The sequence below is a fragment of the Mesorhizobium sp. SEMIA396 genome (assembly GCF_024518615.1).
In the GTDB taxonomy this organism is placed as follows: Bacteria; Pseudomonadota; Alphaproteobacteria; order Rhizobiales; family Rhizobiaceae; genus Mesorhizobium.
The window spans coordinates 12,418-31,912 of sequence record NZ_JANIFC010000020.1 but is presented as its reverse complement, the minus strand read 5'-3'; the positions used below and the strand labels follow the sequence as shown (position 1 = coordinate 31,912).

Genomic DNA, 19,495 nt, shown 5'->3' with positions numbered 1-19,495 from the left:
CTGGCGCAAATCAGCACCATGGGCAAAAATGTAGCATAGCTGCCCTCACCGAGTCAAGAAAAAATTCCTATCGCCATGAGGCGCCGCCAGCTTGAATTGCCCGGCTGGCCGTGGGATCACGCCTACTGCATCGCCTGCGATGTCTCGGATTCGATACGCCAGCCGCCGCCGGCCTTGACCACCCCAAGCGTGACGCGCGCCTTGCCGGTCAGGCGTGCCGCCGACCTGTCCTTTGGAAGATAGTCGTAGCGCATCGCAAAGACTGCCTCGGCGCGATCTTCGCCCTGTGGAGTGACCTCCAGGCTGCCGGCCTCCATGCTTAGCGACCAGGAGGCCCACTGCGCGAACCAGTCGGCCTTGATCTTGACGATGGCGTCGGCGTCGTAGCGGGTTCCGAAGATGAAGGCGGATGGGCCGTAGAGCCGCTTGACGGTCTCGCTCATCGCCCCGGTGTCCGGCGTCAGATAGTCCTGGCGCAGGAATTTCTCGATCGATCCCTTGTCGTCGCCGACAGAGCGTTCAAGTGCGGCCACTTCCATTGAAGGCGCCGGCGCCGCGGCCGGCCTTTGTGGCTCTGCGGGTTGTCCGTCCGAGACGAATTCGAAGCGTTCGAGCAACGATCCCTGCTCCCAGGGGCGCTGGGTTTCGCGGGTTTGCGAAACCACGTCGCGGCGCACCGCGATCATCATGTCGTTGATGCTCTGGCCGGGCTCGGCGATGTGGCGCAGCAGGGCGGCGGCGAAAGGCGAGTTGCGTCCGCTGCCGTCCATGGCGACAGCGCCAGGTGCCGTCGAGAAGGCGATGAACGAGCCGCGCGTCGAATCGAATTGCGCCAGCCCGGCCAGCGCCTTCGCCGAGCGCGTGGTGGCGGTGCGGCTGAGACTGCGGGCAAACGGATTGTTGCGGCAGGCATCGAGAAACACCAGGCTGACCTTGGTCTGCTGTTCCATGATGTCGAGGACTTCGTCGATCGGCACTGCTTCGAGCTGCAACTTGACGGGCACGTCCAGCCTGGCGTCGACCGGCACGATGTAGTTGCGCCCGTCGACCTGCAGGCCGTGGCCGGCATAGTAGAAAAGCCCGACGCCGGCGCCCTGGAGCGCATCGGAAAACGCGCCGATGCTGCGTTCGAGTTCACGCTTGCCGAGATCATTGCCCTCGATCACCTCGAAGCCGATCGAGCGCAGCTTGTCGGCGATGTCGAGGGCGTCGTTGACCGGGTTGGCCAGCGTGCCGGCTTCGGCGTAAGTGCCGTTGCCGATGACAAGCGCCACGCGCCGTTGCGGCTGCGCATCCGCGCTCAGCAGCAAAAGTCCCAGAAATGCCCATGCAAGGATCGCAAGCCTGCCCATGGGGCAGATCATAACGCCATCGGCCCCGGCGACGCCATCGGATTTGCAATGCAGGCCTAACCACGAGCGGGTTCGAACTCCCGGGCAAGAGCGACGAAAACGCCCTTGCGCCCGCGCGGTCTATCGGGCAAACCGGCCTTCCCCTGCGATTTTTCCCGCCCGAGGCCTCCATGTCCACGACGATTTCGCCGCTCGCGCCGAAGAAATACCCCAAAATGCCGGAAATCGAAGGGGTGCGCATCGCCACCGCCGAGGCAGGGATAAAGTACAAGAGCCGCACCGATCTTTTGACCATGGTCTTCGATGAAGGCACCGCGGTCGCCGGCGTGTTCACGAAATCGAAATGCCCTTCGGCGCCGGTCGATTTCTGCCGGCAGAATCTCGGCGCAGGCAAGGCCCGGGTGCTGGTCGTCAATTCCGGCAACGCCAACGCCTTCACCGGCAAGAAAGGCCGCGAGTCGACCGCGCTGACCGGCGAGGCGGCGGCGAAGGCGGCCGGCTGCACGGCAACGGAGGTTTTCCTGGCCTCGACGGGCGTCATCGGCGAGCCGCTCGACACCAGCAAATTCAGCCACCTGCTGGCCGGGCTGGTCAGCAACGGCAAGCCCGGGCTGTGGACCGAGGCGGCAAAGGCGATCATGACCACGGATACCTATCCGAAACTGGCGACTGCGACCGTCAAGCTCGGCGATACCGAAGTCACCATCAACGGCATTTCCAAGGGCGCCGGCATGATTGCGCCCGACATGGCGACGATGCTCTCCTTCATCGCCACCGATGCGCCGATCGCCGCCCCCGTCCTGCAGGATCTGTTGTCGCGCGGCACGGCCAAGTCCTTCAACGCGGTCACCGTCGACAGCGACACGTCGACCAGCGACACGCTGCTGATCTTCGCCACCGGCAAGGCCGCCAAGCGCGGCGCGCCGGAGATAACCGATCCCAAGGATGCCCGTCTCGGCGCGTTCCGCCGGGCGCTCGGCAAGGTGCTGAAATCGCTGGCGCTGCAAGTGGTGCGCGACGGCGAGGGCGCCCGCAAGCAGGTCGAAGTCACCGTCACCGGCGCCAAATCGGCGCGCTCGGCCAAGCGCATCGCGCTGTCCATCGCCAATTCGCCGCTGGTCAAGACGGCGGTCGCCGGCGAGGACGCCAATTGGGGCCGCGTCGTCATGGCCGTCGGCAAGGCCGGCGAACCCGCCGATCGCGACCGGCTGTCGATCTGGTTCGGCGACAACAGGCTGGCGCATGAAGGCGAGCGCGACCCCGGCTACTCCGAGGCCGCGACGTCGGCCTACATGAAGCGCGACGACATCCGCATCCGTGCCGATATCGGCATCGGCCGCGGCAAGGCGACGGTGTGGACCTGCGATCTCACCAAGGAATATGTCGCCATCAATGGCGATTATCGGAGCTGACGGTTTTGAGCTCCAGGCATCCGGCAAGCATGCTCGCGATCGTACGCCGCTACGAGGCGGCCGGCTTTCGCGCCTGGCCGGCAGCCGCCGTCCACTATGACGGCACCTGGGTGGTGCGGCTGACCGCCGGCCATCCGGCCAAGCGGCTGAACTCGGTCAATCCGCTCGATCCCGGCGATATCATGCACATGGCCGACCGTATCGGACGGGCCAGCCGCCGTTTCGATGCCTATGGAAGGCCGCTGACGTTCCGCATGTCGCCGCTGTCGGGTCCCGATCTCGCCAGCCATCTCGACCGCGAGGGCTGGAGCCGGTTCGACGAGTCGCTGGTCATGCGGCTGCCGCTGGCCGGCGCGCAGCTCGACGCCGCCATGGACCAGATTCCGCTCAAGGACATCAGCCGCTTCATCGGCGCGTTGCTCAAGGTCAGCGGTTCGGATGTTTCGCTGCGCCCCGGCCTGTCAGAGATCATCGGCGCCATCCAGCCCGAAGCCGGGCTGTTCGCGCTCGAAGATGGAGCCGAGGCGCTGGCGACGCTTATCTGCGTGCATGACGGCGATCTCGCCGGCCTGTTCGAGGTCGCCACCGACAGATCGGCGCGCAACAAGGGCCATGGCCGCAACCTGATCCTGTCGGCGCTGAAATGGGCGCGGCTGCGGGGCGCGCGGGAAGCCTGGCTGCAGGTCGAGGCCAACAACGTGCCGGCGCTGGCGCTCTACCATTCGCTCGGCTTCGAGGAAGTCTATCGCTACCACTACCGCCGGCCGCCGGGTCATGAATAATGTCGTGACCGCCGGCAAACGCCTGCTCCTGGTCGCCGCCTGCGCGCTGGTCGATGCCGACGGCCGGGTGCTTCTGGCGCAGCGGCCTCAGGGCAAGCAACTTGCCGGATTGTGGGAATTTCCCGGCGGCAAGGTCGAGCCCGGCGAGACGCCCGAACAATGCATCATTCGCGAACTGCATGAGGAAATCGGCATCGAAACCGACATTCCCTGCCTGGCGCCGCTCACTTTCGCCAGTCATTCCTACGACGATTTCCACCTGCTGATGCCGCTGTTCATCTGCCGCCGCTTCCGCGGCATCGCCCATCCCAGGGAAGGGCAGGCGCTGAAATGGGTGCGGCCAAAGCAGATGCGCGACTATCCGATGCCGCCGGCCGATGCGCCGCTAATCCCGTTCCTCATCGATCTTCTCTGAGGCTCGCGTCCGGTCGGTTCCTGGTCGAGGCGTGTATCAGCCAGCGTTAATGGAAGATTTATCTCGTCGTGAAAAATTGAAGCATGGCCGTTCGCGGCCGAGCCGTCGATTTGCCGGGGAGCGATAGCATGAGCCTAGACAGGGATTGGGACTCGATCCGGCCCGAGCGCGGTTTTCGCGCCGCCGATGCGGGCATGGGCATATTGCGCATCACGCTGCTGTTCGGTTCGGCCGCGGTGGCGCTGGCGCTGATCGCAACCCCCTTCCTCGACAGCCAGACACGCTCGCTGTCGGCCCGTGATGGTTTCGGCGGGCTTGACATGGCGGCGACAGGCTCGATCGGCCATCGCGAAACCTACACGCTGCGCCGCAGCGTGCTGCAGCCGCAACCGAGCTCGGTCTGCATCATCAGGTCCAATGGCAGGAGCAGCGGCGACTGCTGACATGGTTAAGAGATTTCGGAAAGGCGGCGGTTTCATCGCCTGTTAAGCCTTTGCCGTTAACCTTTCTTAACAGGTCGGCTGTAAGGTCCCGGACAGAGGGGTTGAGGCCATGAAAGCAGTGCTGCTGGGTTTTCTGAACGACGAGACCGGCGCCACGGCCGTCGAATATGGCGTCATCATCGCCGTGCTGTCGCTGGCCATCGTCGGCGGTATCGGTGAGGTCCGCGACGGGATCATCTGGCTGTTCAGCGACAACAACAGCAAGCTTGCGAACGCTTTCGCACCCACGCCCTGATCCGGCTTTCCGCGCCTGCGGGCAGGATCATTGCCCGCCGGGCGCCTCCAGGATTGTTCCCAGCGAGACCTTGGCCGACCCTGGCTTAAGCGGTTTTTGCTGCGATGCGTCGGGCGCCCAGCCGGACATCCAGACAATCGAGAAACTTGCCCTCACGCGGCCGTCGGGGTCGGAAAACCGCTCGGCGTAGATTTCCGCCGCGCGGGCAAACAGCTTGCGCGAGCCCGGCCGCCGGCTGCGATCGGTGAGCGCAGAGGTTTCGCCCATGGCCCGCAGATCCGCCATCAGGTTGAACAGGCTGGCATAGCGCACCGTCACCGTCTCGACGTCGGCGACCGGCAGAGCGAGACCGGCGCGCTGCAGCAGCGCACCGGCATCGCGCACGTCGGTGAACGGGGCGACACGCGGACTGGCGCCGCCGTAAAGCTCGGTCTCGGCCGAAAGCAGGCTTTCGCGCAACTCGAAAAGCGTACCGGCGCCGGCAAAGGCGCCGAGGAAAAGACCATCCGGCCGCAACGCACGGCGGATCTGGATCAGCATGCCGGGGATGTCGTTCATGGCCTGCAGCGACAGAAGCGACACCGCCAGATCGAGGCTTTCCGCTTCGAACGGCACGGTTTCGAGCGGTGCGATCAAGCCGGCGCCGCCACCGCTCAGGAAGGCCGTGTCCGCCTCGACGCGGACGATGTCGGCGACCTTGCCGCTTTCGGCGAGCGTTTCTGCCGCCGCCGGCGTCTGGCAAAACAGCACAGCCGCCTTGCCGAACCTGCGCTCGACGGCGCCCAGCCGGTCGGCAAGGTCCTCGGCCGTGCGGCGCATGAGGAAGTCCGCACCGTCGACCGGATGGGCAAGCGCGCGCCGCTTGTGCGCCAGCCATAGAGAGGTATCCATTATCGGCTGCAACGGGCAGATCCTTTGTTTGTCCACGCTCCGGGATCGTTGATATAGTGGCGCGCAGGAGCAACCACGTGGCCGATCCGATGCCCAAGATCAAGTCCATCGCGATCACGAACCTGGCCCGGTCGGTTGTCGGCTGGCCGGCGCGTATGCTGTTTCCGCCGGTCTGCGCCGGTTGCCGCCGGCATGTCTCGCAGCCAGGCGTGCTGTGCGGCGCCTGCTGGCCGAAGCTCAGGCTGCTGGAGCGGCCATGGTGCCCGGTCATGGGCACGCCGTTCACCCACCATATGGGCGAAGGCTTTCTGTCGGCCGAGGCGATTGCCGATCCGCCGCCTTTCGAGCGGGCGCGGGCGGCGGTCGCCTATTCCGGCGTTGCCCGCCAGATGGTGCAGGGGCTGAAATACCAGGATCGCACGGATCTGGCACCCTGGATGGCGCGCTGGATGGTTCGCGCCGGTGCCGATCTCATCGCCGAGGCGGATGTGGTGGTGCCGGTGCCGCTGCACTGGCGGCGCTTTTTCAGGCGGCGCTTCAACCAATCGGCGGAACTGGCGAGGGCGGTCTCGACGCTTAGTCAACTGCCCTTCGCCCCCTCGGCGGTGCGTCGCGTGAAACTCACCCGCCAGCAGGTCGGGCTGGAGCGCGGGGAACGCGAGGAAAATGTGCGGGCTGCCTTTCGGGTACCCGCCGAGGCGGAAATCGAGATCGCCGGCCGCAGGGTGCTTTTGATCGACGATGTCTACACCACCGGCGCCACGGTGCGTTCCGCCACCAAGGCGCTGAAAAGGGGCGGTGCGGCCGCCGTCGACGTGCTGACCTTTGCGCGTGTGTTGCCGGGGGACTTCCGGGCGGACGAGTCCGCGACTATATAAGTCGGCAACGAACAGCGGAAATTCGTCATGGCCGATGTCACGATCTACACCCGCATGATGTGCGGCTATTGCACGGCAGCCAAGCGGCTGCTCGAGCGCAAGGGCGTCGCCTTTACCGAGCACGATGCCTCCTTCTCGCCGGAACTGCGCCAGGAGATGATCTCCCGGGCGCATGGCCGCACGACCTTTCCGCAGATTTTCATCGGCGATACGCATGTCGGCGGCTGTGACGACCTCCACGAGCTAGAGGCCGAAGGCCGGCTGGACAAACTGCTCGCCAACGGCGCGACGAATTGAGGGAATGACGATGGGTGTTTTCAAAGCCGCTGCGATCCAGATGCGTTCAGGCGAGAGTCCCGAGCGCAACGCCGTGGATCTCGAACGGCTGGTGCGCGAAGCAGCCAGCCTAGGTGCCACCTATATCCAGACGCCGGAAATGACCGGCGCGCTGATCCGCGACAAGGAAGCTCGCGCCGCCTCGTTTACGTCCGAAGACAAGGACATCGTCGTTTCGACCGCGCGCAGATTGGCCAGGGAACTCGGCGTCTTCCTGCATATCGGCTCGACCGCCATCCTGCGGGCCGACGGCAAGCTCGCCAACCGGGCGCTGCTGTTTGGCCCGGATGGTGCTGCGCTCGCCACCTACGACAAGATCCACATGTTCGATGTCGACCTCGACAATGGTGAGAGCTGGCGTGAATCCGCTGCCTACGAACCGGGCACCGAGGCCGTCGTCACCGAGATCGAGGGTGCAAAGCTCGGCTTCGCCGTTTGCTACGATTTGCGCTTTCCGCAGCTCTTCCGTGCCGAGGCACTGGCCGGCGCCGATCTGCTTTCCGTACCTGCCGCCTTCACCCGTCAGACCGGCGAGGCGCACTGGCACGTGCTGCTCAGGGCCCGCGCCATCGAGAATGGCGCCTATGTCATCGCCGCCGCGCAGGGCGGCCTGCATGAGGATGGCCGCGAGACCTACGGTCATTCGCTGATCGTCGATCCGTGGGGCCGTATCATCGCGGAAGCCGCGCATGACGAGCCTGATGTGATCGTCGCCGAGATCGACCCGGCGCAGTCGCTTGCCGCGCGCAAGAAGATCCCCAACCTCAGGAATGCACGGGATTTCGCCGTCAATGCCGGTTCGGGCGAGGCGCCGCGGCTCAGGGGTGCAGCCTCTTGATCCGCTTTGCCCTGATCTGCGAGCACGAGCACGAATTCGAAGGCTGGTTCCGCAGCAACGACGATTTCGACACCCAGAAGAAGCGCGGCTTTGTCGATTGCCCCACCTGCGGATCGCACAAGGTGCAGAAGGCGCTGATGGCGCCGGCCGTCTCCACGGCGCGCAAACAGGAAACAATAGCGCTGGCGATGGGCGAGGCGCAGAAGCAGGCTTTGGCACAGCTCAAGGCAATGGCCGAGAAGGTGCGCGAGAACGCCGACTATGTCGGCGACAAGTTCGCCGAGGAAGCGCGAAAGATCCATTTCGGCGAGAGCGACCCGCGCGGCATCTATGGCGAGGCGACGCTGGACGAGGCCAAGAGCCTGGCCGAGGACGGCGTCGAGTTCATGCCGATCCCGGTGTTCCCGGACGATCGCAACTGAGTCTTTCGACGCCAGCGGGACAGCGCCCCCCTTTGTCCTGCCGGACATCTCCCCCACGGGGGAGATCGGACGTCACCTAGGCCTTCGCCAATCTCTGACGTGGCAGGCGCAGTGTCGAAGCTGCCAATCTCCCCCCTCGTGGGGGAGGTGTCCGGCAGGACAGAGGGGGGCGCGAAGGATCGCAACAGAAATTAGCTCACGCTCCCGATCAGCTTTTCCAGCAGCCGAGAGAGCGTCTCCCGTTCCGCCGGCGTCAAGCCCGAGAGAATCTCGTGCTCGTTGGCAACATGGGCAGTGACGGCCTCATCGATCAAGGCCAGGCCCTTGTCGGTCAGCCTCACGACAATGCCGCGCCTATCGTTGGGATGCGGCCCGCGCAGGATCAATCCGGACGTTTCGAGCCGGTCGAGCCTGTTGGTCATGGCGCCTGACGTCACCATCGTCGCTTCATAGAGGGCGGTTGGCGTCAGCGCGTAGGGAGAGCCTGAACGGCGCAGCGTGGCCAGCACGTCGAATTCCCCGGACTGCAATCCATAACGGGCAAACAACGGCGCTAGGCGCTCGCGGGCGATCAGCGAGGCGGCCTCGTTCAGCCGCCCGAGCACACCCATCGGCGAGACATCCAGATCGGGCCGCTCCCGCTTCCATTGCTCGATCGCCCGTGCTGCCCTGTCCAACTGTCTCACCATCATATATCTTGACGTTAAGAATCTTTCCATTATCTTATCTTAACATGCAATGCCGGCCAAGGGCCGCGCTACAGGATTCGGTCAATGAAACGTCTTTGGGATTCGGCGCTCGGCCTGCTGGTCGTCACCGGCGGCCTGCTCGGCCTGACGCTGCCATTCGGCAAGCTCGCCACGGCTGCCGGCGTGCCGGCCATGGTCTGGGCCTTCGTCATCTCGCTCGGCGCCGGCGGCGTCTTGCTGTGCGTGCTCCTGGCTCGCGGCCAGCGGGTCCGGCTCACCGCGCACAAATTCCGCTATTTCTTCGTCACCGCCGCGGTGTCCTATGCCGTCCCCAACCTCCTGATGTTCTCGGCCATCCCGCATCTGGGCGCCGGCTACACCGGCATCATGTTCACCCTGTCGCCTGTCATCACACTGGTGTTCTCGATCCTGTTGCGTGTCCGGCGCCCCAACATGCTGGGCATTGTCGGCATCGCCGTCGGCTTCGTCGGCGCCGTCATGGTCGCGGTGACGCGCGGCGAGGCCGGCCAGCCGGCCGATTTGTTCTGGGTGGCGATGGGGTTGCTCGTTCCGGTCAGCCTTGCCGCCGGCAACATCTACCGCACGGTCGACTGGCCGGACGGCACCGGCCCGATCGAGCTTGCCGTCGGCAGCCATCTGGCGTCGGCGGCGATGCTGCTTGCCGGCATTCTCCTCCTGTTCGGCGGCGAGGCTTTCGCGCCACTCGGCGGCGTGCCGCTGGTGGTGGTCGCGCAGGTTGCGTCGGCATCGGCGATGTTCGCCTTCTTCTTCCGGCTGCAGGCGGTTGGCGGTCCGGTCTATCTCAGCCAGATCGGTTATGTGGCGGCGGCCGTCGGCCTGTTTGCCGGAACCATCTTCCTCGGCGAGCACTATCAGCTGCTGACCTGGGCGGGCGCGGTCATCATCACCGCGGGCGTGTTCATCACCACCAGGGCACAAAGCCAGACCGGCACGAAGCTGCAAAGGCAGGCGGCGTAAGTGCTTTCGCGCCTCAGCCGGCGTCGGTTTCGTTCTCTTCGCCACCGGGTTCCGGCCTTGGGTGCCGGCGGCGATGAGTGGCCGCGGCGCGGGCCGCCTGTTCGTAGATGCCGGTCATCAGCTCCAGTGTGCGCGCCGCTTCCTCGAGCTTGGCCGCCATCTCCGGGACGCGTGTCACCGCTTCGATGAGCAGGACGGACCGGATGTCGGCATAGCGTTCGGTGACTCGAAACCCAAGCGGCGTGACCTCGTAGGTGACGCCGGCCCTGCCGCTGCCGGTTCGCTTGACCAGGCCGCCCTTGAGCAATTTGCGCAGGCTGTACTGGATGTTGGGGATGTCGTCTCTGTTGGTCATCTGCGCCAGGTCGCGGACGCTCTTTGGCCGGTCGTTCATCCTGATGATGTGAAGCAGCGCATTTTCCGGCCCGCTGGCGGAAAACTCGATCACCGTCGCCAGGCATTCCGCCTGCCAGTGGCCGAACGCCTCGTAGGAGCGCATCAGCGCATATTCGATTTCGGCGACGTCGATTTCGAGCGGCGTCCGCGCCAGATGCCAGCCGCGATCCAGCAGCTTGGCTTGTGTTTCCAATGGTTTGCGCCGGTCGTTCATCATGTCTCCCCGCCCGGCAGCATGCGCCGATCCGGCCGATTGCGTCCATATGATTTTATGATAGACTTTCTATTATAAAATATAACCTAAAAATGAGGAGAACGCGACCGATGAGCATGCTCGACAAGACCGCAGCCAACGCACAGCCCTTCTTTCTAGGGACCTTCGCTTCCAATTGTTCCGGCGGCATGACCGTCACCAAGGTTCCCGAACGATGGGTCAGTTCCTGGGACAACAATCTGCGGCTGGCGCATCTGCTCGACGACGCCGGTATCGATTTCATGCTGCCGATCGCCCGCTGGATCGGCTATGGGGGCGAGACCAATTTCCACGGCAACGTGCTGGAGACGATCACCTGGGCCGCAGGGCTCCTAGCGCTCACCCGCAACATCACGGTTTTCGCCACCACCCACACGGCGGCCAATCACCCTGTCGTCGTCGCCAAGCAATTGGCGACGATCGACCAGATCAGCCGCGGCCGTATCGGCCTCAACATCGTCGCCGGCTGGAACAAGCCGGAATATGAAGCGCTCGGGCTGACGCTGCCCGACGATCACATCACACGCTACGGCTACGCACAGGAATGGTTCGACATCGTCAGGGCGCTGTGGGATCGCACCGAGGCGTTCGACTGGGACGGCACCTATTTCAAGCTGAAGAACGTGCTTGGCGATCCGCGGCCGTCGGCGCGCCTGCCGATCCTCAACGCCGCCGGCTCGGAAGAAGGGCGCAAATTCGCTGTCCGCAATGCGGACTTCCTGTTCACGCCGGCAATCGATCTGTCACGCTCCAGGGACGAGATCGCCGCGCTGAAGCAACAGGCGGTCGCCGCCGGCAGCACTGTCGACGTGCTGACCTTTGCCCATGTCGTCTGCCGGCCGACCGAGAAGGAAGCGAAGGATTATCTCGAGCATTTCGCCCGCGCCAATGCCGACTGGGCAGCCGTCGACAATCTGGTGAAGCTGCAATTTGCGCATGCGCAGTCGTTCCCGCATGACCTCCTGGCGCTCATCCGCGATCGGATGGCGGCGGGCCATGGCGGCTTCCCGCTCACCGGCACGGCCGAACAGGTCGCTGATGGGATCACCGCCTTGCACGAGGCCGGATTTCGCGGCTCGACGCTGTCCTTCGTCGACTATGTCGAGGAATTCCCGTATTTTCGCGACACCGTCCTGCCTATCCTCGAACAGCGGGGCATCCGTATCGCAGCGGCCGCCATGCAGTCGGCGGCCTAGGAGCAACCCCCATGACCGAACCAACGACTTCGGAGGCAAATCCTGTCGGTGTCGCGGATTTTCGGGCCGCGATGCGGCTGATCGTCGGCAATGTCAGCGTCATCACCGCTGGCACCGGCGAGGATCGCTCCGGCCTGGTGGTCATTTCGGTCGTCTCGCTGTCGGCCGAGCCGCCCAAGGTGATCGCCTGCGTCAACAGGTCGTCGTCGACCTGGCCGGTGATCGAACGCTACCGGCATTTCGGCGTCAATTCGCTTGGCCCCCAGCATCAGCGCGTGGCCGAGCGGTTCTCCGGCTTTGGCGGCATCAAGGGCAAGGACCGCTATGAGGGCGCCGAATGGATGACGCTCAAGACCGGAGCTTTACTGCTTTCGGACGCGGTGGCCGCGTTCGACTGCAGCCTCGACGAGATGATCGATCGCGGCACGCATTCCATCGTCATCGGCTCGGTCGAGGCCGTGCGCACCCACGATGCCGGCCAGGCGCTGATCTACTGGCGCGGCGGCTACAGGCCGCTGAAATCTGAATAAGGCCAGAATTCAGAATAAGATCAGACCGAGCCTTTTTCCGCCAGGACCATGTAGTTGACGTCCATGTCCTTCGACCGCGCCCAGCGGTCGGCCAGCGGGTTGTAGGTGACGCCGGTGCGGTCGATGATGGTCAGGCCGGCGCCGCCCAGCGCCTTTTCGAGCTCTTCCGGGCGCACCAGCTTGCCGAACTGATGGGTGCCGCGCGGTAGCCAGCGCAGCACATATTCGGCGCCGATGATGGCTAAGCCCAGCGCCTTCAGCGTGCGGTTGATGGTGGCCACGAACATGATGCCGCCGGGCCGCACCATCTCGCCGCATTTGGCGACGAACAGGTCGATGTCGGCGACATGCTCGACCACTTCCATGTTGAGGATGACGTCGAATTTCTCGCCGGCGTCGGCAAGGTCCTCGGCCGTCGTGGCGCGATAGTCGACGCTGACATTGCCCTCGGCGGCGTGCAGCTTGGCCACTTCGATGTTGGTTTCGGAGGCATCCGCGCCCACGACTTCGGCGCCAAGCCGCGCCATCGGCTCGCACAGAAGTCCGCCGCCACAGCCGATGTCGAGGATGCGCAGGCCCTCGAAAGGCCTTGCAGCGCGTGGGTCACGGCCGAAGCGCGTCGCTATCTGGTCGCGGATATAGGCCAACCGGACCGGATTGAATTTGTGCAGGGGACGGAACTTGCCGTTCGGGTTCCACCATTCGGCGGCAAGGGCGGAAAAGCGTTCCACTTCTCCGGCATCGATTGTCGATCGTCGGGGCTCTGGCATGGGTTGGTCTCCTCGACACTACAGCGCCGCACGTCCTCTTGGACGCGCAAAGGACGCTGTAGCACTTTAGATTCTGCGCATGATCCTTTCCGAAATCGACTTCGATTTCGGGGTCGTGCGCTAGGAAGTCGGGCGTGAGGCCGCGAATGTCAAGGCAACAATTTTCCTCTGCCGGCAGGGACCCGGATTCTGTCAGGGCATGTCAGCTGAAGCGCGCCGCGGTGAAACACAATTGGCCTGGCGGGCGAAGGAATACATCATCGTTTTGAATTCGAAGGAGGTGACGATGACAGCAATGACGGCTTCGATCCTCTGGCATCGGCTGGACGTGGAGGGGCATGATGCCTGTCTGCTTTCGCAGAACGATGGCGGGCACAGCCTCAAGGGACAAGCCATCTTCATCCAGGACGGCAAGCCGTGCTGCCTCGCCTACGAGGTGAATTGCGATGCCGGCTGGCACACACGGGCGGCGCTTATCGAAGGCTTTCTCGGCACGCGCCAGCTGCACTATGCGATCGAACGCGATTCCAACGGCCAGTGGATGCTGAACGGCGAAGTCCAGCAGGGTGTCGACGGCCTTGTCGATGTCGATCTTGGCTTCACACCGGCATCGAACCTGTTGGCGATCCGCCGGTTCGACCTAGGCATCGGCGAGGCGGCGCCTGCTCCGGCCGCCTACCTGACTTTCCCTGAACTGAGCTTGGTGCGCCTCGATCAGAGCTATCGTCGTCTCGACACCGTTCGCTACGCCTATGCCGCGCCGGTGTTCGGCTATGACGAGACGCTCAACGTCTCGCTGCACGGCTTCGTTGTCGATTATCCCGGCCTGTGGAGAAGTGCGGCTGCGTCAGGCTGAAGCGATTGTGATCAATCCGCTGCGACCTGCGTCGTGCCGAGCACGTCACGCAGTTTCGCCGCCAGTTGCTCGATGGTGAAGGGCTTGGCGAGGAAATGCACGTCGTGGTCGAGCACGCCGTTGTGGACCACCGCGTTCCTGGTGAAGCCGGTGGTGAAGATCACCTTCAGCAGCGGCATGCGGGCAACGGCCTCTTCCGCCAGCTTGCGGCCGTTCATGACGGGCATGACGATGTCGGTGAACAGCAGGGCGACGTTCGGGTTCTCCGCCAGTTTCTGCAACGCTTCCTCGCCGCTCGCTGCATGAATGACGGTGTATCCGAGTTCGCGTATGGCCTCAGTCGTGGAGACCCGCACGCGGGCATCATCCTCGACGACAAGGATCGTTTCGGTGACCGGTGCGGCGGTGTTGTCGCCTCGCCCCGTGGGCACGGCCGGCTCTTCGGGGCCGAAATACCGCGGCAAGTAGATCTTGATTGTCGTGCCTTCGCCGGGTTCGGAATAGATGTTGACATGGCCACCCGACTGCTTGACGAAGCCGAACACCTGGCTCAACCCCAGGCCGGTGCCCTTGTTGACCGCCTTGGTGGTGAAGAAGGGCTCGAAGGCCTTGGAGATGACATCGGGGGTCATGCCCGAACCGGTATCGCTGACGGCGATCATCACATACTGGCCGGCCGCGACTTCGGCATGGGCAGCGGCGTAGCTGTCGTCGAGATGGCTGTTGGCGGTCTCGATGGTCAGCTTGCCATCATCGCCCATGGCGTCGCGGGCGTTGACGGCCAGGTTGAGAACGGCGTTCTCGATCTGGCTCGGGTCGGCATGGGTTTTCCACAAGCCTCCCGCCAGCACCGTTTCGATGCGGATGGTTTCGCCGAGTGCCCGCCGGATCAGGTCGGACATCCCGGTCAGCAGGCGGTTGGCGTCGACGATCTGCGGCGCCAGCGGCTGCTGACGCGAGAAGGCGAGCAGCCGGGCCGTGAGATTGGCGGCACGGGTCGCGGCATCGATCGCCGCATCGATGAATTGTGCGATGTCGTGCTCGCCGCGCGCCAGCTTGCGCTGGGCGAGGTTCATGGCGCTGATGATCACGGCCAGCATGTTGTTGAAGTCGTGGGCGATGCCGCCTGTAAGCTGGCCGACCGCCTCCATCTTGTGCATCTGGCGGATCTGGGATTCGGCCTTTTCGCGAGTCTCGATCTCCTTACCGAGGGCGACGTTCTTGCGCACCAACTCATCCTGGGCGACGGCCACCTCACGGAAGCGGCGGCGCGATTCCCTGATCGCGTAGCCGGCAAGCAGGAAGATCGCCAGCAGCGCCGCCAGCGAACCGATGCGTAGCCAGGCCTCGACCTGGTCGGTATGCGCGTCGCGCGCGGCGATGGCTGCGGCACTGATGCGTCGGACCGTATCCATGCTGGTCCGGATTTCGTCCATGACGGCCTTGCCCTGGCCGCTGCGAACCAGATCCAGGGCATTCGTCGCATTGCCCTGGTCGTACAGGGCAATCGTCTCGGCCAGTTCAGCCTGCTTTTGCGAAAGCGCGTCCTTGATATGGTTGATCGGCTGGACGAGCTGGTCGTCGGGGGCGGTCAAGCTGTCGATGCGGGCAAGTTGGCCCGGAATGGCGCGGACAGCGCTCCGATAGGGTTCGAGATAGGATTTCTCGCCGGTCAGCAGGTAGCCACGCTGGCCGTTCTCGGCTTCCTGCGCCAGAGAAAGCAGACCCGAAAGCAATTGCTGATATTCGATTGCCTCGCGCGCGGCGGCGCGGTTGGCCCGTTGTTCCTCGACCAGCATGGCGCGGCTGCCGACAATCAGCACCAGCACGGCGAAGCCGGCGACAAGCGGGAGCGATTGCCATCGCATGGCACGTCGAAGACGAGCAATCATCATCTGTTATGCCGAACCAAAAGAATTCCCCGCAGGCTGCATTTCGTAGGCGGCGGCGGGGCGGAAGGCAATATGCCGGGTTCTGGCGCCGGCAATCGGCCGCCAGCCTTGCGAAACCTTCATCATTTGGCTAAGGAGGCCGCGCATTCAGCGGCCGGCGTCAGCCGGCCTTCCGCTTTTCGGGATTTCGGCTTTTGGCCGGGATCCGGCTTCAGGCAAAGGCATTTCGCTCCCATGGCGCGCATCGTGATGAAATTCGGCGGAACCTCGGTCGCCGACATCGCCCGCATCCGCAACGTGGCGCGTCACGTAAAACGCGAGGTCGACGCTGGCCACGAGGTGGCGGTGGTCGTTTCGGCGATGGCCGGGAAGACCAATGAACTGGTCGGCTGGACGCGTGAGGCCTCGCCGATGCATGACGCACGCGAATATGATGCGGTCGTCGCTTCCGGCGAGCAGGTCACGGCCGGCCTTCTGGCCATCACCTTGCAGAACATGGGCGTGCACGCCCGCTCCTGGCAGGGCTGGCAGATCCCGATCAAGACCGACAATGCGCATGGAGCGGCGCGCATCCTCGATATCGACGGCGCGTTCCTGATCAAGCGCTTCGGCGAGGGCCAGGTGGCGGTGATCGCCGGGTTCCAGGGCATCGGCCCGGACAATCGTATCGCCACGCTCGGCCGCGGCGGCTCCGACACCAGTGCCGTCGCCATCGCCGCGGCGGTCAAGGCTGATCGCTGCGACATCTATACCGACGTCGACGGGGTCTACACCACCGATCCGCGCATCGAGCCCAAGGCGCGGCGGCTGGCCAAGATATCGTTCGAGGAAATGCTTGAAATGGCTTCGCTCGGCGCCAAGGTTCTGCAGGTGCGTTCGGTCGAGCTTGCCATGGTGCACAGGGTGCGTACCTTCGTGCGGTCGTCCTTCGACGATCCCGACGCGCCCGGAATGGGGGATTTGCTCAATCCGCCCGGAACGCTCATTTGCGACGAGGAAGAGATCGTGGAACAGCAGGTCGTCACCGGAATTGCCTACGCCAAGGATGAAGCGCAGATTTCGCTGCGCCGGGTCGGCGACCGGCCGGGCGTTGCCGCCGGCATCTTCGGGCCGCTGGCCGAGGCCAACATCAATGTCGACATGATCGTCCAGAACATTTCCGAGGACGGCAAGTTCACCGACATGACCTTCACCGTGCCGTCGGGCGATGTCGACAAGGCGCTGGCCGTGCTTGAACGCCTCAAGGCTTCGATCGGCTACGATGTCGTGCAGTCGGAAGCCGGCATGTCGAAGGTTTCGGTCATCGGCATCGGCATGAGGAGCCATGCCGGCGTCGCCGCCACCGCTTTCAAGGCGCTGGCCGACAAATCGATCAACATCCGCGCCATCACGACCTCCGAGATCAAGATTTCGATCCTGATCGACGGTCCGTATACGGAACTTGCGGTTCGTACTTTGCATTCCGTCTACGGTCTGGATAAGCAGTAGCGAGAACGATTTGAGTTGTTGCGTGTGCGCCGGTCGCGGTGGAAACTGCGGCGGGCAGAATGCCCATTGGAGAAGAAGCCGCGATGCGTGATCAGGCCAGTGGCCCGCGCGTTTTGCTCAAACGGCTCCGCGAGCTCATGCAGGAGCCGCTGGAGCCGCAGGAGCGGCTTGACCGGATCGTGCGCGACATCGCCTCCAACATGGTCGCGGAAGTCTGCTCGCTCTATGTGCTGCGCGCCGATTCGGTGCTCGAACTCTACGCTACCGAAGGTCTGAACCCGAACGCCGTCCATTTGGCGCAGTTGCGGCTGGGCCAAGGCCTGGTCGGCACGATCGCCGCCAGCGCGCGGCCGCTCAACCTGTCCAATGCGCAGGAACACCCTGCCTTCGCCTATCTGCCTGAGACCGGGGAAGAGATCTACAACTCGTTCCTCGGCGTGCCGGTGCTGCGGGCAGGGCGCACGCTGGGCGTGCTGGTGGTGCAGAACAAGACCATGCGCCACTACCGCGACGACGAGGTCGAGGCGCTGGAAACCACGGCGATGGTGATCGCCGAGATGATCGCCACCGGCGATCTGGCGCGGCTGACCCGGCCCGGCCTCGAACTCGATCTGCGCCGCCCTGTCAGCTTCACCGGCCTGTCCTTCAATGAAGGCGTCGGGCTCGGCCATGTCGTGCTGCACGAGCCGCGCATCGTCGTCACCAATCTGTTCAACGAAGACAGCGAGGAAGAGGTCCGCCGCCTCGAGACCTCACTCAGCTCGCTCAGGCTGTCCATCGACGACATGCTGGAACGCCGCGACGTCGCCTTCGAAGGCGAGCATCGCCAGGTGTTGGAAGCCTATCGCATGTTCGCCAACGATCGCGGCTGGGTGCGGCGGCTGGAAGAGGCCATCCGCAACGGCCTGACGGCCGAAGCGGCGGTGGAAAAGGTGCAGAGCGACATGCGCGCCCGCATGCTGCACATGACCGATCCCTATCTGCGCGAGCGGATGAGCGATTTCGACGACCTCGCCAACCGCCTGCTGCGTCAGCTGATGGGGCGCGGGCCGGAAGATGTCGCCGCATCGCTGCCGAAGGATGCCATCATCGTTGCCCGTTCAATGGGGGCTGCCGAGCTGCTCGATTACCCCCGCGACAAGATGCGCGGGCTGGTGCTCGAGGATGGTGCCGCGACCAGCCACGTCGTCATCGTCGCACGCGCCATGGGCATCCCCGTCGCCGGCCAGATGAAGGGCGCCGTTTCCATGGCGGAAAACGGCGATGCCATCATTGTCGACGGCGAAGAGGGCGTGATCCATTTGCGGCCGCAGCCTGACCTGGAAGCCGCTTATGCCGAAAAAGTGCGCTTCAGGGCGCGCCGGCAAGAGGTCTACCGCGAACTGCGCAAGAAGCCGTCGACGACCAGGGACGGTGTCCAGGTCGATTTGCTGATGAATGCCGGTCTCGCCGTCGACCTGCCGCAGCTTGCCGAAGCGGGCGCGGCCGGCATCGGCCTGTTCCGCACCGAATTGCAATTCATGGTCGCCTCGACATTTCCCCGGGCCGAAGCCCAGGAAAAGCTGTACCGCGACGTGCTCGAAGCGGCGCGCGGCAAGCCGGTCACTTTCCGCACCATCGACATTGGCGGCGACAAGGTGCTGCCCTATTTCAAGGGTGCGATCCAGGAAGAGAACCCGGCGCTTGGCTGGCGGGCGATTCGCCTGACGCTTGACCGGCCGGGGTTGTTGCGCACCCAGATCCGCGCTTTGCTCAAGGCCAGCGGCGGCCGCGAATTGAAGCTGATGCTGCCGATGGTGACCGAGCTGGGCGAGATCGCCCAGGCACGCGAGATCATCGATCGCGAGGTGCGGCATTTGTCGCGCTTTGCCCATCATTTGCCGACCAGCCTGAAGCTGGGCGCGATGTTGGAAGTTCCGTCGCTGTTGTTCCAGCTCGATGAATTGATGAAGGCGGTCGATTTCGTCTCGGTCGGTTCGAACGACCTGTTCCAGTTCGTCATGGCCGTCGACCGTGGCAACACGCAATTGGCAAACCGCTTCGACACGCTGTCGGCGCCGTTCCTGCGTGTGCTCAAGCAGATCGCCGATGCCGGCGTCCGCAACAATACGCCGGTGACGCTGTGCGGCGAACTCGCCGGCAAGCCGATCTCGGCGATGGCGCTGATCGGCCTCGGTTTCCGTTCGATCTCGATGTCGCCGGCCTCGATCGGTCCGGTCAAGGCGATGCTGACGGAACTGCCGCTGGACGAGTTGAAGGCGTTTTTCGACGACAATCTGATGGCTCCGGCACAGGGCTTGCCGATGCGGGCGCTGCTGCAGGCCTTTGCCGACGACCGTTCGATCCCATTGTAGCAGCCTCA

21 protein-coding genes are annotated in these 19,495 nt (G+C 64.3%); 15 read left to right on the top strand and 6 right to left on the bottom strand.

All coding sequences use genetic code 11. From position 1 onward, the window contains the following. Nucleotides 1–122 precede the first annotated feature (122 nt). A complete protein-coding gene (locus NP503_RS31895) occupies nt 123–1,352 on the bottom strand; it encodes a caspase domain-containing protein (RefSeq protein ID WP_127272360.1) in 1,230 nt (409 codons plus the stop codon). Between the two features lie 170 nt (nt 1,353–1,522). Between NP503_RS31895 and argJ the strand changes: the two genes are divergently transcribed. The 5 genes from argJ to NP503_RS31870 all read left to right on the top strand — a co-directional run bounded on the left by argJ (nt 1,523) and on the right by NP503_RS31870 (nt 4,699). After that, nucleotides 1,523–2,764: a bifunctional glutamate N-acetyltransferase/amino-acid acetyltransferase ArgJ gene (gene argJ / locus NP503_RS31890; RefSeq protein ID WP_127272359.1), complete on the top strand. Its 1,242-nt coding sequence runs from the start codon at nt 1,523–1,525 to the stop codon at nt 2,762–2,764. A 29-nt stretch (nt 2,765–2,793) separates the two neighbouring features. Beyond that, the gene (locus NP503_RS31885; protein ID WP_127269617.1) at nt 2,794–3,546 is read left to right on the top strand and encodes an N-acetyltransferase; all 753 of its coding nucleotides are present in this window, start codon (nt 2,794–2,796) and stop codon (nt 3,544–3,546) included. Further along, on the top strand, nt 3,539–3,961 hold the full coding sequence (locus NP503_RS31880) for a (deoxy)nucleoside triphosphate pyrophosphohydrolase (RefSeq protein ID WP_127269618.1): 423 nt from the start codon (nt 3,539–3,541) through the stop codon (nt 3,959–3,961). Before NP503_RS31885 ends, NP503_RS31880 begins: the two co-directional genes overlap by 8 nt. A 128-nt stretch (nt 3,962–4,089) precedes the next feature. Next, nucleotides 4,090–4,404 carry a hypothetical protein gene (locus NP503_RS31875; RefSeq protein WP_013529445.1) on the top strand — a complete coding sequence of 105 codons (315 nt, stop codon included), beginning with the start codon at nt 4,090–4,092 and terminating at the stop codon, nt 4,402–4,404. Nucleotides 4,405–4,513: 109 nt separating this feature from the next. After that, nucleotides 4,514–4,699 carry a Flp family type IVb pilin gene (locus NP503_RS31870; RefSeq protein ID WP_013529446.1) on the top strand — a complete coding sequence of 62 codons (186 nt, stop codon included), beginning with the start codon at nt 4,514–4,516 and terminating at the stop codon, nt 4,697–4,699. Between the two features lie 27 nt (nt 4,700–4,726). On the opposite strand, the gene NP503_RS31865 is transcribed toward NP503_RS31870, so the two are convergent. Next, complete coding sequence (locus tag NP503_RS31865; protein ID WP_127269619.1) at nt 4,727–5,602, bottom strand: class I SAM-dependent methyltransferase; 876 nt, start codon at nt 5,600–5,602, stop codon at nt 4,727–4,729. Between the two features lie 65 nt (nt 5,603–5,667). Here NP503_RS31865 and NP503_RS31860 point away from each other — a divergent pair, with 65 nt between their 5' ends. Genes NP503_RS31860 through NP503_RS31845 form a run of 4 tightly spaced genes read left to right on the top strand, consistent with a single transcriptional unit; the run spans nt 5,668 to nt 8,064 of the window. Further along, nucleotides 5,668–6,468, top strand: coding sequence for a ComF family protein (locus NP503_RS31860; protein ID WP_127271367.1), 801 nt, complete (start codon nt 5,668–5,670; stop codon nt 6,466–6,468). Nucleotides 6,469–6,495: 27 nt separating this feature from the next. After that, nucleotides 6,496–6,765: a glutaredoxin 3 gene (grxC, locus tag NP503_RS31855; RefSeq protein WP_127271365.1), complete on the top strand. Its 270-nt coding sequence runs from the start codon at nt 6,496–6,498 to the stop codon at nt 6,763–6,765. A 10-nt stretch (nt 6,766–6,775) separates the two neighbouring features. Next, nucleotides 6,776–7,642, top strand: coding sequence for a carbon-nitrogen hydrolase family protein (locus NP503_RS31850; RefSeq protein WP_127271363.1), 867 nt, complete (start codon nt 6,776–6,778; stop codon nt 7,640–7,642). Continuing rightward, complete coding sequence (locus NP503_RS31845; protein ID WP_023811158.1) at nt 7,639–8,064, top strand: DUF1178 family protein; 426 nt, start codon at nt 7,639–7,641, stop codon at nt 8,062–8,064. The genes NP503_RS31850 and NP503_RS31845 overlap by 4 nt, the downstream gene beginning before the upstream one ends. A 191-nt stretch (nt 8,065–8,255) precedes the next feature. On the opposite strand, the gene NP503_RS31840 is transcribed toward NP503_RS31845, so the two are convergent. Beyond that, nucleotides 8,256–8,741 carry a MarR family winged helix-turn-helix transcriptional regulator gene (locus NP503_RS31840; protein ID WP_127271370.1) on the bottom strand — a complete coding sequence of 162 codons (486 nt, stop codon included), beginning with the start codon at nt 8,739–8,741 and terminating at the stop codon, nt 8,256–8,258. 96 nt (nt 8,742–8,837) lie between these two features. Here NP503_RS31840 and NP503_RS31835 point away from each other — a divergent pair, with 96 nt between their 5' ends. Then, nucleotides 8,838–9,752 (top strand): DMT family transporter, encoded by a 915-nt coding sequence (locus NP503_RS31835; protein ID WP_127271361.1) that lies wholly within the window; start codon nt 8,838–8,840, stop codon nt 9,750–9,752. 13 nt (nt 9,753–9,765) lie between these two features. Here the strand turns inward: NP503_RS31835 and NP503_RS31830 are convergent, their stop codons facing one another. Continuing rightward, a complete protein-coding gene (locus NP503_RS31830) occupies nt 9,766–10,362 on the bottom strand; it encodes a winged helix DNA-binding protein (RefSeq protein WP_127271360.1) in 597 nt (198 codons plus the stop codon). 110 nt (nt 10,363–10,472) lie between these two features. Between NP503_RS31830 and NP503_RS31825 the strand changes: the two genes are divergently transcribed. After that, nucleotides 10,473–11,597, top strand: coding sequence for an LLM class flavin-dependent oxidoreductase (locus NP503_RS31825; protein ID WP_127271358.1), 1,125 nt, complete (start codon nt 10,473–10,475; stop codon nt 11,595–11,597). Between the two features lie 11 nt (nt 11,598–11,608). Beyond that, on the top strand, nt 11,609–12,127 hold the full coding sequence (locus NP503_RS31820) for a flavin reductase family protein (protein WP_127271356.1): 519 nt from the start codon (nt 11,609–11,611) through the stop codon (nt 12,125–12,127). Nucleotides 12,128–12,147: 20 nt separating this feature from the next. On the opposite strand, the gene ubiG is transcribed toward NP503_RS31820, so the two are convergent. Continuing rightward, nucleotides 12,148–12,897, bottom strand: coding sequence for a bifunctional 2-polyprenyl-6-hydroxyphenol methylase/3-demethylubiquinol 3-O-methyltransferase UbiG (gene ubiG, locus NP503_RS31815; RefSeq protein ID WP_023811162.1), 750 nt, complete (start codon nt 12,895–12,897; stop codon nt 12,148–12,150). 286 nt (nt 12,898–13,183) lie between these two features. Between ubiG and NP503_RS31810 the strand changes: the two genes are divergently transcribed. Then, nucleotides 13,184–13,753, top strand: coding sequence for a putative glycolipid-binding domain-containing protein (locus NP503_RS31810; RefSeq protein ID WP_127266721.1), 570 nt, complete (start codon nt 13,184–13,186; stop codon nt 13,751–13,753). 11 nt (nt 13,754–13,764) lie between these two features. Here the strand turns inward: NP503_RS31810 and NP503_RS31805 are convergent, their stop codons facing one another. Continuing rightward, nucleotides 13,765–15,621 (bottom strand): CHASE3 domain-containing protein, encoded by a 1,857-nt coding sequence (locus NP503_RS31805; protein WP_127266722.1) that lies wholly within the window; start codon nt 15,619–15,621, stop codon nt 13,765–13,767. A 258-nt stretch (nt 15,622–15,879) separates the two neighbouring features. On the opposite strand from NP503_RS31805, the gene NP503_RS31800 reads away from it, so the two are divergent. Both NP503_RS31800 and ptsP read left to right on the top strand, forming a co-directional pair. Then, nucleotides 15,880–17,133 (top strand): aspartate kinase, encoded by a 1,254-nt coding sequence (locus NP503_RS31800; RefSeq protein WP_013529459.1) that lies wholly within the window; start codon nt 15,880–15,882, stop codon nt 17,131–17,133. Between the two features lie 83 nt (nt 17,134–17,216). After that, nucleotides 17,217–19,487: a phosphoenolpyruvate--protein phosphotransferase gene (gene ptsP / locus NP503_RS31795; protein ID WP_027038177.1), complete on the top strand. Its 2,271-nt coding sequence runs from the start codon at nt 17,217–17,219 to the stop codon at nt 19,485–19,487. Nucleotides 19,488–19,495: the final 8 nt, after the last annotated feature.

Excerpts from the sequence above, each read along its gene's own strand:
- NP503_RS31875 (WP_013529445.1), top strand. The coding sequence starts at position 4,090 with ATGAGCCTAGACAGGGATTGGGACTCGATCCGGCCCGAGCGCGGTTTT.
- NP503_RS31830 (WP_127271360.1), bottom strand. The coding sequence starts at position 10,362 with ATGAACGACCGGCGCAAACCATTGGAAACACAAGCCAAGCTGCTGGAT.
- grxC (WP_127271365.1), top strand. The coding sequence starts at position 6,496 with ATGGCCGATGTCACGATCTACACCCGCATGATGTGCGGCTATTGCACG.
- NP503_RS31825 (WP_127271358.1), top strand. The coding sequence starts at position 10,473 with ATGAGCATGCTCGACAAGACCGCAGCCAACGCACAGCCCTTCTTTCTA.
- NP503_RS31805 (WP_127266722.1), bottom strand. The coding sequence starts at position 15,621 with ATGCGATGGCAATCGCTCCCGCTTGTCGCCGGCTTCGCCGTGCTGGTG.
- NP503_RS31800 (WP_013529459.1), top strand. The coding sequence starts at position 15,880 with ATGGCGCGCATCGTGATGAAATTCGGCGGAACCTCGGTCGCCGACATC.
- NP503_RS31850 (WP_127271363.1), top strand. The coding sequence starts at position 6,776 with ATGGGTGTTTTCAAAGCCGCTGCGATCCAGATGCGTTCAGGCGAGAGT.
- ptsP (WP_027038177.1), top strand. The coding sequence starts at position 17,217 with ATGCGTGATCAGGCCAGTGGCCCGCGCGTTTTGCTCAAACGGCTCCGC.
- NP503_RS31835 (WP_127271361.1), top strand. The coding sequence starts at position 8,838 with ATGAAACGTCTTTGGGATTCGGCGCTCGGCCTGCTGGTCGTCACCGGC.
- NP503_RS31880 (WP_127269618.1), top strand. The coding sequence starts at position 3,539 with ATGAATAATGTCGTGACCGCCGGCAAACGCCTGCTCCTGGTCGCCGCC.
- NP503_RS31870 (WP_013529446.1), top strand. The coding sequence starts at position 4,514 with ATGAAAGCAGTGCTGCTGGGTTTTCTGAACGACGAGACCGGCGCCACG.
- argJ (WP_127272359.1), top strand. The coding sequence starts at position 1,523 with ATGTCCACGACGATTTCGCCGCTCGCGCCGAAGAAATACCCCAAAATG.
- NP503_RS31810 (WP_127266721.1), top strand. The coding sequence starts at position 13,184 with ATGACAGCAATGACGGCTTCGATCCTCTGGCATCGGCTGGACGTGGAG.
- ubiG (WP_023811162.1), bottom strand. The coding sequence starts at position 12,897 with ATGCCAGAGCCCCGACGATCGACAATCGATGCCGGAGAAGTGGAACGC.
- NP503_RS31885 (WP_127269617.1), top strand. The coding sequence starts at position 2,794 with ATGCTCGCGATCGTACGCCGCTACGAGGCGGCCGGCTTTCGCGCCTGG.
- NP503_RS31820 (WP_127271356.1), top strand. The coding sequence starts at position 11,609 with ATGACCGAACCAACGACTTCGGAGGCAAATCCTGTCGGTGTCGCGGAT.
- NP503_RS31895 (WP_127272360.1), bottom strand. The coding sequence starts at position 1,352 with ATGGGCAGGCTTGCGATCCTTGCATGGGCATTTCTGGGACTTTTGCTG.